Origin of the sequence: Streptomyces sp. NPDC017202 (assembly GCF_044331705.1) — a bacterium.
Lineage (GTDB): Bacteria > Actinomycetota > Actinomycetes > Streptomycetales > Streptomycetaceae > Streptomyces.
Map to the genome: position 1 here is coordinate 262,905 of NZ_JBIRNP010000002.1, position 13,238 is coordinate 276,142.

The following is a 13,238-nucleotide window of genomic DNA, read 5'->3' on the forward strand; positions in this document are numbered from 1 at the left end:
GGCGAGGTCGAGGGGGCGTGTGATGGGCCGGCGTACGGGGTGGAGGACCGCACTGCGCGAGGTCGTGGCGCGGTCGGCCGTCGGGCGGGTCGTGGCCGTGGCGGCGGTGTTCTGCGTGGCCTCGGCCGGGCTGCCGGGGACCGCGGCCCGGGCCGCGGGTGAGGCCGACGCACCCGCCTACGCGTTCGACCGGAGCGCCCGCGCTGTCACCGCCGCCGACGGCACCGCCGACGCCGCGCGCCTGGAGCCGGGCGTCACGTACCGCAGTGCCCTCGAGGGCCGCGAGAAGGCCTACTACCGGCTGGAACTCGACGACGCCTCGAACGCGTACGTCTCCGTCACGGCCGTCCCGCGCCCCGGCACCACGCTCACCAGTGGCGACGGCGTCAAGGTCGCCGTGCAGAACGCCGACGGCAGCAGCTGCTCCTACGACACCGTGACCGTGGGTGCCTCCACGGACCCGCATCCGATCACCGCCTGGGGGGCGCGCGAGATCCTGGCGGGCAAGGGCCTGTGCCAGGAGGCCGGCACCTACTTCCTCGTGGTCGAGCGCACCGAGACCGGCACCGCGACCGAACAGCCCTGGGAACTGGAACTGGCACCCGTGTCCGAGCCGCCGGCGGCCGGTGACGGTGCGACGAACGTGCCCGGGGCGTGGGACTCCGCCACGCCCGCGCCCCTCGGCGCGGAACCCGTCGACCGTCCGGGCGGCGGCGGCTTCTCCGGCGCGACCGCCGTGGGGCAGGGCGTCTGGCGGGACCGGATCGTCCCCGGACAGACCCTCTACTACAAGGTGCCCGTCGACTGGGGACAGCAGCTGTACGCCACCGTCGATCTGGGCAGCGCGGACACGGACTCCGGATTCGTGGTCCCCGCCCTCGACCTGACGGTCTACAACCCGGTGCGCGCCGAGATCGCCGGCACCAGCGTCGGCTACGGGGGCACCCAGAAGTCGACCTCTCTGCCCCCGCTGCCACCGGTTCGCTACGTCAACCGGTACGCCCCCACGGACCCGGCCCAGAGCCTGCGGTTCGCGGGTTTCCACTACCTCGCCATGTACCTCTCTGCGCACGTCGCCGAACGCTTCGGTGAGGGGCCCTACGACGTGAAGCTGCGCGTCCGGATCGGCGGGACCGCACAGGCCGGGCCGGGCTACGAGGGCCGGTCGGTGCCGAGCGGTGTCTTCGAGACCGGCGCGCGGAGCGGGCGGGGCGCCTCGGCCGGCGGTACGGCCGACGGCGGTGGCGGTGCCGGGGGTGACGGCGCGATGGCGGCGGTCGCCGTGGGCGGCATCGGTACCGGCAGCGCGCTGTTGCTGGTGCTCGGCGTGTGGACGGTGACAGTCAGGCGCCGCACCGCCGCTCAGATCCGGGCCAACGCCCAGAACCCGACGGCGTAGCAGGCCAGGGCCAGCAGCAGGAGGGGCAGCGCGACCTTGGCGGGCGGCCCGGGCCGCCGGGCCGCTTTCGCTCGGCGGTGACCACGGCGGCGGACGGGAACCGGTGGTCCCGGAGCAGGGTCCGCAGGGGGCGGAGCCTGTGGGTCCTGAGCGGTGTAGGACGCGGTGGAGGTGTCGACACGCCGGGCGGGCGAGGGGCGGGAAGGCAGGACGAAGGTGGACTCGCTCGGGGTGCCACGGAGGGGGGCCTGTCCGGAGGCCGTGCCCGGGTGCGGGGGAGGCGGCAGGTGGAAGCTGCCGGTGTCCGACAAGGAGTGGACGGGGCCGGTGGACGAGGTGTCACGCCGCCGACGTGGATCGTCGGTGTCGGAGAGATGCGGTGGAGCGTCCGGCGCCGGGAAGCCCCCCGCCCCCGGGCCGTCGGACAGGGGCGAGCCGGGCGGTACGGCGCCGGTCCCGTGCGGTCCGGCGCCCGCAGCCGGCCCCGTTCCGGCCTGAGGCAGGGGCGGCCATCGCGGCGGCACCGGAGGCTGAACGACGGGAGGGCCGGGGGGCGGGGCGGTGGGTGGCGCTACGGGCGGGGCCGGGGTTCCGGGCGTCACGGGACCCGTGCCTGGCCACGCCGGCAGGGGATCCCGGCCCGGTCCGCCGGGAGTGGGCCCCGCGGTGTCCCGCTGCGGCGGCATCCGCCCGAAGGGCGAGGTCCCCGCGACGCCCGGCGCCGGTTTCGAGGGGCCCTGTGGTCCGAAGCCCTCCGGCAGCGGCCCGAGTTGGTCGAAGATCTCGATCTGCTCGTCGTCCGGGCCGGGCTCGGGAAGCAGCTCGGCGGCCGCGGCCAGTGCCTTGCGCGCCCCCGTCGCGGTGCGGAAGCGGGCTTCGGGGTCCGGTTGCAGCAGTGTCGCCACGACCTGCCACAGCGGATCGGGGACACCTCTGGGCGCGCCCGGAGTTCCGTGCTCCGCGAAGTACTGGAGGAGGGCCTTGGCGTCCGGCTTGGCGCCCTCCAGGAGGTACAGGGCGACGAGGCCGACGGCGAAGAGATCGGCGGGGAAGTCGGGTTCGGCACCCATCATCTGTTCGGGGGCGAGGTAGCCGGGTGTTCCCACCACGAGGTTGGTCTCGGTCAGGCGTGGTTCGCCCAGCCGCATCGCGATGCCGAAGTCGGACAGCCGCAGCCGTGGGCGGGCCGTCCCGGTGGCCTCCAGCAGGATGTTGGCGGGCTTGATGTCACGGTGGACGACGCCCTCCGCATGGACCGCGGAGAGTCCGGACAGCAGCTGGTCGAGGAGGGTGCAGACGAACAGGGGAGGCAGTGGGCCGTAGTCGCCCACGAGGTGTACCAGGGAACCGCCGGTGACCAGGTCCATGGTGAACAGGACCTTGTCGTCGTCCGCGGCCCAGCTGGCGGGGGCGAGGACGTGGGGATGGTCGATGCGCAGTGCCTGCTCGCGGACGAAGCGGAGCAGTGCGTGGGCGTCGCTCTGCTGGAGCACCTTGGCGGCGACGTAACGGCGGCGACGATGGTCCCAGGCGCGCCAGACGGCGCCTACTCCTCCGCGGCCGATCGGATCGGCGAGTTCGTACCGTGCGGCGAAGACCTCACCCATGGTGGTGCGTCGCTCCTCCCCGTCGGGATTCCCCCTGCTGTCCCCTCGCTACCCGGTGATGAGTGATACGACCCCCGTGGCCCGTCACTATCCGGCTCGCGTCATCCCCCGTCGAAGAGCGGCACTTCCGCGCCCCTCGCGGTCCCGCACTGTGCCGTCGGCCCGGTCGCCGAACCCCCTTCGGTCACCGGGCCCGGTGCTCAGTTCTGGTGGGACTGGTAGTGCGCCACGGCGTCCGAGGTGCGGCCGGCGCCGTAGACCTTGAGGAACTCCGCCAGTTCCGGGTGGGTCGGGGCGAGGGTGTCGGCCGCGTCGATGATGTCACCGGCGGCGGCCACCGAGCGCAGCAGCGACTGGATCTCGCGGACGACCCGCTTGACCGTGGGCGCCCCCGAACCGCTCGTCGTCTGCGTGGTGTTGCTGAGCACCGATCCCCCTTGCGACCGCTTGATCTCGTCCATGCGCTCGGTCGCCTCGGCGGCGCTGACGCTGCCGTCCGCGACCTGGGCCGCCAGTTCCTGCAACAGCTGCACCCGCTGTACGACCGCCGGGTTGCCGATCTTCGCCCGCTGCCCGCTCATCAGCTGGGACAGCATCGGCGCCGACAGCCCCAGCACCCCCGCGAGACGAGCCTGGTTGAGACCGAGGTCGTCTATGAGCTTACGGAAGAGCGCCCCCAGCGGCTCCCCGTACCAGTTCCGCTGCAGTTCCCGCGCTCTCGCGGTTGCTTCCTGCTGTGCGGCGTCCATGTGCGTCTCCCCATCGCTTCCCCAAGAAACCGCGGTTCGCTGTCGCGAACCACGCCGAGCATCTTACGGAGAGTGGTCATCCGCGGGGACCCCCAATCTTTTTGCGAGATACGGGGGGTGACCCGGTACTCTGGTCGTCGGCGCCCGCCGGGATCGTCTCCTCCGGCCGGACGCTTCCCCATGAGGGGCCTTAGCTCAGTTGGTAGAGCGCTGTCTTTGCATGGCAGATGTCAGGGGTTCGACTCCCCTAGGCTCCACATCGAAAGAGCCCCTCCGTCCGGTGACCACCGGACGGAGGGGCTCTTCTTCGTGCGATCCCGCGGATCCCCGGAGCGACGGCCCCCGGGATCCTCGGGGCTGTTTCACGTGAAACGTGGGCGGAGAGGCTCAGCCGCGGTCCTCGCGGTTCGATGTCTCCTCGTCCTCCTTCGCCTGCACCTCGGGGTCGAGAGCCGAGGTGTCACCGCTGCCGTCGACCGATGTCAGACCGCTCGCGGCGGGTACCTCGGTGGCGGCGGGGGGCTCGACCAGCCAGTCGGGGTTGGCCTGCTTGTCCCACCACTTCCAGGCGGCGAAGGCGCCCCCGGCCACGACGCCGGCCACCGCCAGTGCCTTGGCGAGCTTGCCCGCCCTGGCGCGGCGGCGATGCTTGCGCACCAGCTTCTCGATCTCCCTCGGCGTCACCTGACCGCGCAGGGCGGCCATCGCGGCGACGCTGCGGGCGGCGGCCTCGCTCTTCACGGGCCCGGCCGCGGCCACCGCCTGTTCGATCTTCGGCCGGGAGTACTCGGCGGCCTGCCGGGCGGCCAGGCGCGTACGGAGGGCCGCTTCATGAGCGGCCTGGTCGACCTTCGGCGGGACATGCGCCAACGCCTGTTCCAAGCGGGGCGCCACAAGGGCGTCGTACTGGACGCGGGCCTGTTCGGCGGCCTGCGACACTTTGGGCGCGAGCCGTACGCGGGCCTCGTGCGCGTAGAGCGCGGCCCTTTCCTTGGCCGTGTCGGCGTAGGGCGCCACCACTTCCGCGGCGTGCAGCACGCTGTCCTTCGCCGAACCGGTCGCGGCGCGCACGCTGTCGATGCGGGTCACGGGTTCCTCCTCCTCGGTGGCGTACGGTATTTCGACTTTCCACCCTTTTACGGATCATGCCTGCCGACAGCTTCTGGGGCATGCGCGGACGGGCATACGGGTGCCGGACGCCCGAGTTGTCTTGATCGGATCCAAGAGCGGGTGAATACCGGGCAACGGGAACTTGTCGTCGACAATGCCACGGATCGGCCCGGCTTGCCCCCGTCCCGGGCGGGACAGGCACTTTTCCCCACATGAAGTGGACGCTTCCTGCGCACGGGACGCGGCCGGGCGACGGTCCGCCCCGGGCGTGCGAGGATCGGTGGGTCACACGAAGACAACGGAAGGCAGACCGTGGCCGAGCAGCTCTACGCCACCCTGAAGACCAACCACGGCGACATCGAGGTCCGGCTCTTCCCGGACCACGCGCCCAAGACGGTCAAGAACTTCGTCGACCTCGCCACCGGGGGCCGGGAGTGGGTCCACCCCGCCACCGGCGAGAAGTCCTCGGCCAAGCTCTACGACGGCACGGTCTTCCACCGGGTGATCAGCGGATTCATGATCCAGGGCGGTGACCCGCTGGGCAACGGCACCGGTGGGCCCGGCTACCAGTTCGAGGACGAGTTCCACCCGGACCTGCGCTTCGACCGGCCGTATCTGCTGGCGATGGCCAACGCCGGCCCGGGCACCAACGGCTCGCAGTTCTTCATCACCGTCTCCCCGACGGCCTGGCTGACCCGCAAGCACAGCATCTTCGGCGAGGTCACCGACCCGGCGAGCCAGAAGGTCATCGACGCGATCGCGGGCACCCAGACCAACCCGCGCACCGACCGCCCGCTGAAGGACGTCGTCATCGAGTCGGTCGTCGTCGAGAAGCGGTAGCCCTGATCCGCGCTTGAGCGCACGGCACGGCACAGCGTGGTGCGGCACCGGGCCGGTCGGCGTCCGGTGCCCCGTGGGAACCATTTGCCCCGCTCGTCCGTAGGGACGGTCGGGGCACAGCCTTGTTCACGACGAGATCGGGGGAGCCCATGGATCAGGCGCCAGGCAGTCGGCCGGACGACGCGCAGAGTGGTCTGCCGGTCTGCTATCGGCATGCGGGTCGTGAGACCGGCGTGCGCTGCACGCGTTGTGAGCGCCCGATCTGCCCCGAGTGCATGGTGAGCGCCTCCGTCGGCTTCCAGTGTCCGGAGTGCGTGCGGAACGGCTCCGGCACGGGACACGCGCCGGATGCGAACCGGCCCCGCACCCTCGTGGGCGGGACCGTCGTGGCCGATCCGCGGCTGCTCACGAAGATCCTGATCGGGATCAACCTGGCGGTCTTCCTCGCCGTCCATGTGCGCTCGTCGTTGCTGGGCGACCTGGTGCTCGTCGGCCAGTGGCCCCCGGCGCCGTTCGGCGCCACCCAGGGGGTCTCCGAGGGCGAGTGGTACCGGCTCTTCACCTCGATGTTCACGCACGAGGCCATCTGGCACATCGCCTTCAACATGCTGAGCCTGTGGTGGCTCGGTGGCCCGTTGGAAGAGGCCTTGGGGCGTGTCCGCTACCTGGCCCTCTACCTGCTCTCCGGACTCGCGGGCAGCGCCCTGACCTATCTGCTGGCCTCACCGAGCGGCGGTTCGCTCGGTGCCTCCGGCGCCGTCTTCGGGCTTTTCGGCGCCACCGCGGTGCTGATGCGCCGCATGCGGCACGACATGCGGCCGATCATCGCCCTGTTGGTGATCAACCTGATCTTCACCTTCGGGTGGAGCAACATCGCTTGGCAGGCCCACATCGGCGGCCTGGTGGCGGGCGTGGTCATCGGGATTGCCATGGTCCACGCCCCGCGCGATCGCCGTTCCCTCGTGCAGTACGGCACCTGCGCCCTCGTGCTGGCCGTGATCGTGGTCGTCACGCTCCTGAGGACCGCCCAGCTCACCTGAGCGCAATCCGGAAGTCGCGTTGTCCACAGCGTGTGCCCGATCTTGTGCACACGGTGCGGGAACAACGGCGCCCCCTGCCAGCGACCAGCTTTTCCGCAGGTCAGGCAGGGGGCGAACAAGTTTTCGATTACTGGCCGTTCGTCATACCGGCGTCAACGCCAGAAGAGTTATCCACAGATGGTCATTCTTTTTCCCCACTGTGGAAAAGGGCTGTGGATAACTCGGTGGACACCCCTGGGCGGAGGTGCTCCGCCGGCTACTTCCACTGGGTGGAGACACCGAAGCCGGCGGCGATGAAGCCGAAGCCGACCACGATGTTCCAGTTGCCCAGGGCGTCGATGGGCAGTGATCCGTCGGTCACGTAGAACACGACGATCCAGGCGAGTCCGATGAGGAACATGGCCAGCATCACCGGCGCGACCCAGGCACGGCTGTTGAGCTTGATGGCGGTCGCCTGCTTCGCGGGCGGCGGCGTGTAGTCGGCCTTCTTGCGGATACGTGACTTCGGCACGAGGGTCTCTCCTGTCGATGCGCTGCGTGGCCGCGCAGGGTACTGGGTCGGGTTCGGGGCGGCGTACAAGGGGACACTGACCGCTCCCCCGGGCGTCCGTTAGCGTAGTGCTTCTACGGCGCCGAAGGAGATAAGGGTACGTTGAGCAATTCTGCCGACTTCCCCGGGACGGGTTCAACGGGTTCCGCTCCCGGCCGCCGTCCGCGCTTCCGGCCGGTCCGTGTGCTCACCGCCGGTGTCTTCGCCCTCGCGGGTCTCATCTTCTTCACCAGCTTCGACACCGCCAAGGGCACCAACATCCGCACGGACGCCTCGCTGCTGAAGCTGTCCGACCTCATCCAGGAGCGCAGTCACAAGAACGGCGAGCTGGACGAGTCCAACGCGGCCCTGCGCGACGAGGTCGAGTCACTGGCCGAGGCCGACGACGGAAGCACCCTGGCCGAGGACGAGAAACTGGCCCGGCTCGAGGACGCTGCGGGCACTCAGAAGGTCAAGGGCCGGGCGGTCACGGTCACGCTCAACGACGCCCCGCCGAACGCCACCGCCAAGCTCCCCGGCTATCCGGAGCCCCAGCCCGACTACCTGGTCATCCACCAGCAGGACCTCCAGGCCGTGGTGAACGCCCTGTGGCAGGGCGGCGCCGAGGGCATCAAGGTCATGGACCAGCGGCTGATCTCCACCAGCGCGGTGCGCTGTGTGGGCAACACCCTGATCCTCCAGGGCCGCGTCTACTCCCCGCCGTACAAGATCCAGGCGGTCGGGGACCCCGAGAAGCTCCAGCAGGCGCTCGCCGACTCCCTGGCGATCCAGAACTACATGGTGTACGTCAACGTCTACGGGCTCGGCTGGAAGGTCACCGAGGACGGCACCGTGACGCTGCCCGGCTACTCGGGCACAGTGGATCTGCACTACGCGAAGCCGGTGGAGTAGCACACCCCGCGGCGTGGTTTCACGTGGAACATGCCGGTGTTCGAGGGGACGGCGACCGTTTCCCTGAAACAGTGCCCCCGGACGTCGAGGTGATCGGCCCCGCGCCACGTAAGTCGGGGTAGACGCGTCCCGGACGCCATGCGACGCCGACCACGTGCCGGCCCCGGTGGGGAGCACGGTCGCCGGCTGATCGTCCGGGCGCATCCGGCCTCCACACAGCCTGTGGAGGCAGACGAACCGAAGGCCCTGCGCCGCTAGTCTGGTGACGTACGGCGTGAGTCTGGTGCCGTGGTGCGACGGAAGGGACGGCATGTACGGCTGGATCTGGCGGCATCTGCCGGGAAACGCGTTGGTGAAGGCGCTGATCTCGATCGTGCTGGTTCTGGCCGTGGTGTACGCCCTCTTCCAATACGTCTTCCCGTGGGCCGAACCGCTGCTTCCCTTCAACGATGTGACGGTGGACAACCAGTGAGCGCGCGCATTCTCGTCGTCGACAACTACGACAGCTTCGTCTTCAACCTGGTCCAGTACCTGTACCAGCTGGGTGCCGAGTGCGAGGTCCTGCGCAACGACGAGGTGTCGACGGCGCACGCCCAGGACGGCTTCGACGGCGTCCTGCTGTCGCCGGGCCCCGGCACCCCGGAGGAGGCCGGTGTCTGCGTGGACATGGTCCGCCACTGCGCGGGCACCGGGGTGCCCGTCTTCGGCGTCTGCCTGGGCATGCAGTCGATGCAGGTGGCGTACGGCGGTGTGGTGGACCGGGCGCCGGAACTGCTGCACGGCAAGACCTCGCTGGTGGAGCACGGCGGCAAGGGCGTCTTCGCCGGTCTGCCCTCGCCCTTCACGGCGACCCGCTACCACTCGCTCGCGGCCGAGCCGGCGACGGTCCCGGCCGAGCTGGAGGTCACGGCCCGCACCCAGGACGGCATCGTCATGGGTCTGCGCCACCGTGAACTGCCGGTCGAAGGAGTGCAGTTCCACCCGGAGTCGGTGCTCACCGAGCACGGGCACCTGATGCTGGCCAACTGGCTGGTGGAGTGCGGCGACCAGGGTGCCGTGGCGAGGTCGGCGGGGCTCGCCCCGGTGGTGGGCAGGGCCACGGCGTGACCGCAGTGCGCCCCGAGCGTGAGGATCACCTGTACGGCGGCACGCCGTATGAGGCTCCCATCGACGAGGAGACGGTGGCGCTGCGGATACCGCAGTCGCCCGGGTCCGCGTTCGGCGGCGATTCCCTGTCCGCTTCTGGAGCCTCGACGGCCCCTCCTGTCACGGGAACCCCGGCGGGCGGCCGTGCGGCCCGCAGGAAGGCCGCCAAGGGCCGTCACGGGCGCCACGGGGTTCACGGTGACCACGGCAGCCAGGGCGGCGCTGGTGGCGCTGGAGGCGCCGAGGGTCCGTCGGGAACGGCGGCGCGGCCCCTCTCACGGGTGGAGGCCCGTCGGCAGGCGCGGGCCCGCAAGCCGAGCGCGGCGGTCGTCGCCAGCCGGGCGGTCGGCGAGGTGTTCATCACCACCGGTGTGCTGATGCTCCTCTTCGTCACCTACCAGCTGTGGTGGACGAACGTCCGGGCGCACGCGCAGGCGGACAAGGAGGCCAGCAGCCTCCAGGACGACTGGGCGAGCGGCAGGCGCAACCCCGGCACCTTCTCGCCGGGACAGGGCTTCGCCATCCTGCACATCCCGAAGCTGGACGTGGTGGTGCCGATCGCCGAGGGCATCAGCAACAAGAAGGTGCTCGACAAGGGCATGGTCGGGCACTACGGCGAGGACGCGCTGAAGACGGCCATGCCCGACGCGAAGACCGGCAACTTCGGGCTCGCCGGCCACCGCAACACGCACGGCGAGCCGTTCCGGTACATCAACAGGCTCCAGCCCGGCGACGCGATCGTCGTCGAGACGCAGGACGAGTACTACGTCTACAAGATGGCGTCGATGCTCCCGGTGACCTCGCCGAGCAACGTGAGCGTCCTCGAACCCGTGCCGCCGGGATCCGGATTCACCGGGCCGGGCCGGTACATCACGCTGACGACGTGCACGCCGGAGTTCACCAGCAAGTACCGGCTGATCGTCTGGGGCAAGATGGTCGAGGAACGGCCGCGCAGCAAGGGCAAGCCGGATGCGCTCGTCGAGTAGGCGTGCAGTCGAGTAGGGGCAGAGTGAACGTGGCAGCGACCACCGGCGACACCGAGCACACCGGTCACCAGGAGCACAGCGGCATGCGGGACGCCGCCGCCCCGCCCCCGACCCCGCGGCGGCGCGGTGGACGGATCGCGCAGGCGGTCAGCTTCTTCGGTGAACTCCTCATCACGGCCGGGCTGGTGCTCGGCCTGTTCGTCGTCTACTCCCTGTGGTGGACCAACGTGGTCGCCGACCGCAAGGCCGGCCGGCAGGGCGACAAGGTCCGCGACACCTGGGCGCAGGAGGCCGGTCCGGGCGCGCTCGACACCAAGGAGGGCATCGGTTTCCTGCACGTGCCCGCCCTGGGCGACGGCGAGGTCCTGGTCGAGAAGGGCACCACGTCGAAGATCCTCAACGACGGCGTCGCCGGCTACTACACCGACCCCGTCAAGGCCACGCTCCCGACCAGCGGCAAGGACGGCAACTTCGCCCTCGCCGCCCACCGCGACGGCCACGGCGCCAAGTTCCACAACATCGACAAGCTCGACGAGGGCGACCCGATCGTCTTCGAGACCAAGGACAACTGGTACGTCTACAAGGTGTACGCCGTCCTGCCCGAGACCTCGAAGTACAACGTCGAGGTCCTCGGCGCGGTCCCGAAGGAGTCCGGGAAGAAGAAGGCCGGCAAGTACATCACCCTGACCACCTGCACCCCCGTCTACACGAGCCGCTACCGGTACGTGGTGTGGGGCGAACTGGACCGCGTGGAGAAGGTGGACGCGGAGCGGACACCGCCGGCGGAGCTGCGCTGAGGCCGGGCCCCGGCCCTGCTGAGCCATGAGCAAAGGCCTCGGGCCCTGCCGGATCGTCCGTCCGGCAGGGCCCGAGGCCTTTCGCGTGGTGCGGCGGTTATCCGGCCCCGCCGAAGAAACCGCCCCCGCCGTCGTTCCCTCCGTTGCCCCCGCCACCGATGGTGACCAGGTTGACCGTCTGGCCCTTGTTCACGGTGCTGCCGGGCGCCGGGTCGGAGTTGATGACGGTGGCGTTGTCGTCGTTGACGGTGACGTTGCCGACGTTCAGGCCCGCGTCCTGGAGCGCCTTCTTGGCGTCCTTCAGCTTCATGCCCTGGAGGTTGCCCGGAACCTGCGTCTGCTGGTTCTCGGGGGCCTTGCCGATCTGGATCTGGACCTGGGAGCCCTTCGTGGCCTTCGAGTTGGCCGACGGTGTGGTCGAGATGACCTTGCCGACCAGGTTCTGGTCCTGGGTCTCGACCTCGGTGCAGTTGCCGACCAGGTTGTTGGCCTGCATCTGGGCCTTGGCCTGGTCACAGCTCTGGTTGAGGACGTCGGGGACGGTCGCCTTGTCCTCCGCCTTGGCGATGGTGAGAGTGACCTTGGAGCCCTTCTCGACCTCGGAACCCAGCTTCGGGTCCTGGTCCAGGACGGTGCCGGGCTCCTCCGTGGAGATCTCGTTCTTGGTGTCGACGACCAGCTGGTACTGGTCGCCCTCCAGGATCGACTTGGCGTCGTCGAGGCTCTTGCCGAGGACACTGGGCACCGCGACCTTCGGCGCCCCCGTGGACACCACCAGGTTGACGGCGGACTCCTTGTCGACCTCGGCCTTGGGATCCGGGTCCTGGTCACAGATGTTGCCCTTGGCCTGGTCCTCACAGGGCTTCTGCGTGACGGTGCCGACCTTGAGGTCGATGTTGGTCAGCTGCTGGGTGGCCTCGGCCTGGGTCTTCCCGATGAGGGTGGGCACGGTCACCGTGTCGTTGCCCGTGCCGCCACCGCTGAACACCCACTTCCCGATCAGGATCGCGCCCACCAGGACCAGCACGGCGGCGAGGATCAGCAGGATCGTCGAGGTGTTGGACTTCTTCTGGCGGCGCCGGTCCGGGCGGTCGTCGTAGCCGAAGCCGCCGCCGTCCGGGTTCACCGGGGGCATCATCGAGGTGGCGCCGCCGTCCGTGGAGCGCAGCGCGGTGGTCGGCTGGTCGTCCGGGTAGCCGCCGTAGCCGACCGAGCCCATGGCCGCCGTGGCCGCGACGGGCTGGCCGTCGAGGCAGGCCTCGATGTCGGCGCGCATCTCGTCGGCGGACTGGTAGCGGTAGTCGGGGTCCTTGACGAGGGCCTTCAACACGATCGCGTCCATCTCGGGCGTGATCTCGGGGTCGAAGACGCTGGGCGCCTGGGGCTCCTCGCGGACGTGCTGGTAGGCGACCGCGACCGGGGAGTCGCCGACGAACGGCGGCCGTACGGTCAGCAGTTCGTACAGCAGACAGCCCGTGGAGTACAGGTCGGAGCGGGCGTCGACCTGCTCGCCCTTGGCCTGCTCCGGGGAGAGGTACTGGGCGGTGCCGATCACGGCCGAGGTCTGCGTCATCGTCATGCCGGAGTCGCCCATGGCGCGGGCGATGCCGAAGTCCATGACCTTGACCTGGCCGTTGCGCGTCAGCATGACGTTCGCCGGCTTGATGTCGCGGTGCACGATGCCGGCGCGGTGCGAGTACTCCAGGGCCTGGAGGATGCCGATGGTCATCTCCAGCGTCCGCTCCGGCAGCAGCTTGCGGCCGGAGTGGAGCAGCTCGCGGAGCGTGGAGCCGTCGACGTACTCCATGACGATGTACGGGATCGAGACCCCGTCGATGTAGTCCTCGCCCGTGTCGTAGACCGCGACGATCGCAGGGTGGTTGAGCGAGGCGGCCGACTGGGCCTCCCGGCGGAACCGGGCCTGGAAGGAAGGATCGCGCGCGAGGTCCACGCGCAGCGTCTTCACCGCCACGGTGCGGCCGAGGCGGATGTCATGCGCGAGGTAGACCTCGGCCATGCCACCACGGCCGAGCACGTGGCCCAGCTCGTACCGGCCGCCGAGGCGACGCGGCTCTTCCATAGCTACCTACCAGCCCTCTCCGTCGGTCCCGACCGGCACACGT

13 protein-coding genes and 1 tRNA gene are annotated in these 13,238 nt (G+C 70.2%); 9 read left to right on the forward strand and 5 right to left on the reverse strand.

All coding sequences use genetic code 11. The features are described 5' to 3' along the window. The first annotated feature begins 22 nt into the window (after positions 1-22). On the forward strand, positions 23-1,399 hold the full coding sequence (locus ACH4N1_RS05405) for a hypothetical protein (protein WP_398094655.1): 1,377 nt from the start codon (positions 23-25) through the stop codon (positions 1,397-1,399). Here ACH4N1_RS05405 and ACH4N1_RS05410 read toward each other — a convergent pair. Next, positions 1,363-3,006: a serine/threonine-protein kinase gene (locus tag ACH4N1_RS05410; protein WP_398094656.1), complete on the reverse strand. Its 1,644-nt coding sequence runs from the start codon at positions 3,004-3,006 to the stop codon at positions 1,363-1,365. The genes ACH4N1_RS05405 and ACH4N1_RS05410 overlap by 37 nt on opposite strands. A 200-nt stretch (positions 3,007-3,206) precedes the next feature. Then, on the reverse strand, positions 3,207-3,755 hold the full coding sequence (locus ACH4N1_RS05415) for a DNA-binding protein (protein WP_363087691.1): 549 nt from the start codon (positions 3,753-3,755) through the stop codon (positions 3,207-3,209). A gap of 184 nt (positions 3,756-3,939) precedes the next feature. On the opposite strand from ACH4N1_RS05415, the gene ACH4N1_RS05420 reads away from it, so the two are divergent. Next, positions 3,940-4,012, forward strand: a tRNA-Ala gene (locus tag ACH4N1_RS05420). 130 nt (positions 4,013-4,142) lie between these two features. Here ACH4N1_RS05420 and ACH4N1_RS05425 read toward each other — a convergent pair. Then, complete coding sequence (locus ACH4N1_RS05425) at positions 4,143-4,844, reverse strand: DUF5324 family protein (protein ID WP_398094657.1); 702 nt, start codon at positions 4,842-4,844, stop codon at positions 4,143-4,145. 333 nt (positions 4,845-5,177) lie between these two features. Between ACH4N1_RS05425 and ACH4N1_RS05430 the strand changes: the two genes are divergently transcribed. Together ACH4N1_RS05430 and ACH4N1_RS05435 are read left to right on the forward strand one after the other, a co-directional pair. Next, entirely contained in the window at positions 5,178-5,705 is a 528-nt protein-coding gene (locus tag ACH4N1_RS05430; protein WP_366058304.1) for a peptidylprolyl isomerase, read from the forward strand. A gap of 149 nt (positions 5,706-5,854) precedes the next feature. Next, on the forward strand, positions 5,855-6,745 hold the full coding sequence (locus ACH4N1_RS05435; protein ID WP_398094659.1) for a rhomboid family intramembrane serine protease: 891 nt from the start codon (positions 5,855-5,857) through the stop codon (positions 6,743-6,745). 256 nt (positions 6,746-7,001) lie between these two features. On the opposite strand, the gene crgA is transcribed toward ACH4N1_RS05435, so the two are convergent. Then, a complete protein-coding gene (gene crgA / locus ACH4N1_RS05440; protein ID WP_086767093.1) occupies positions 7,002-7,256 on the reverse strand; it encodes a cell division protein CrgA in 255 nt (84 codons plus the stop codon). Positions 7,257-7,397: 141 nt separating this feature from the next. Between crgA and ACH4N1_RS05445 the strand changes: the two genes are divergently transcribed. The 5 genes from ACH4N1_RS05445 to ACH4N1_RS05465 all read left to right on the forward strand — a co-directional run bounded on the left by ACH4N1_RS05445 (position 7,398) and on the right by ACH4N1_RS05465 (position 11,115). Further along, entirely contained in the window at positions 7,398-8,186 is a 789-nt protein-coding gene (locus ACH4N1_RS05445) for a DUF881 domain-containing protein (RefSeq protein WP_398094660.1), read from the forward strand. A gap of 274 nt (positions 8,187-8,460) precedes the next feature. Then, positions 8,461-8,658 (forward strand): hypothetical protein, encoded by a 198-nt coding sequence (locus tag ACH4N1_RS05450; RefSeq protein WP_366058307.1) that lies wholly within the window; start codon positions 8,461-8,463, stop codon positions 8,656-8,658. Then, entirely contained in the window at positions 8,655-9,293 is a 639-nt protein-coding gene (locus ACH4N1_RS05455; protein ID WP_398094661.1) for an aminodeoxychorismate/anthranilate synthase component II, read from the forward strand. Before ACH4N1_RS05450 ends, ACH4N1_RS05455 begins: the two co-directional genes overlap by 4 nt. Then, on the forward strand, positions 9,290-10,318 hold the full coding sequence (locus ACH4N1_RS05460; RefSeq protein WP_398094663.1) for a class E sortase: 1,029 nt from the start codon (positions 9,290-9,292) through the stop codon (positions 10,316-10,318). The genes ACH4N1_RS05455 and ACH4N1_RS05460 overlap by 4 nt, the downstream gene beginning before the upstream one ends. A gap of 29 nt (positions 10,319-10,347) precedes the next feature. Next, on the forward strand, positions 10,348-11,115 hold the full coding sequence (locus ACH4N1_RS05465; protein ID WP_398094664.1) for a class E sortase: 768 nt from the start codon (positions 10,348-10,350) through the stop codon (positions 11,113-11,115). A 97-nt stretch (positions 11,116-11,212) separates the two neighbouring features. Here ACH4N1_RS05465 and pknB read toward each other — a convergent pair whose 3' ends face one another. After that, complete coding sequence (gene pknB / locus ACH4N1_RS05470; protein WP_398094665.1) at positions 11,213-13,195, reverse strand: Stk1 family PASTA domain-containing Ser/Thr kinase; 1,983 nt, start codon at positions 13,193-13,195, stop codon at positions 11,213-11,215. Positions 13,196-13,238: the final 43 nt, after the last annotated feature.

What these genes read in the sequence shown, in the direction of transcription:
- pknB (WP_398094665.1), bottom strand. Translation starts at nt 13,195, where the DNA reads ATGGAAGAGCCGCGTCGCCTCGGCGGCCGGTACGAGCTGGGCCACGTG.
- ACH4N1_RS05410 (WP_398094656.1), bottom strand. Translation starts at nt 3,006, where the DNA reads ATGGGTGAGGTCTTCGCCGCACGGTACGAACTCGCCGATCCGATCGGC.
- ACH4N1_RS05405 (WP_398094655.1), top strand. Translation starts at nt 23, where the DNA reads ATGGGCCGGCGTACGGGGTGGAGGACCGCACTGCGCGAGGTCGTGGCG.
- ACH4N1_RS05435 (WP_398094659.1), top strand. Translation starts at nt 5,855, where the DNA reads ATGGATCAGGCGCCAGGCAGTCGGCCGGACGACGCGCAGAGTGGTCTG.
- ACH4N1_RS05415 (WP_363087691.1), bottom strand. Translation starts at nt 3,755, where the DNA reads ATGGACGCCGCACAGCAGGAAGCAACCGCGAGAGCGCGGGAACTGCAG.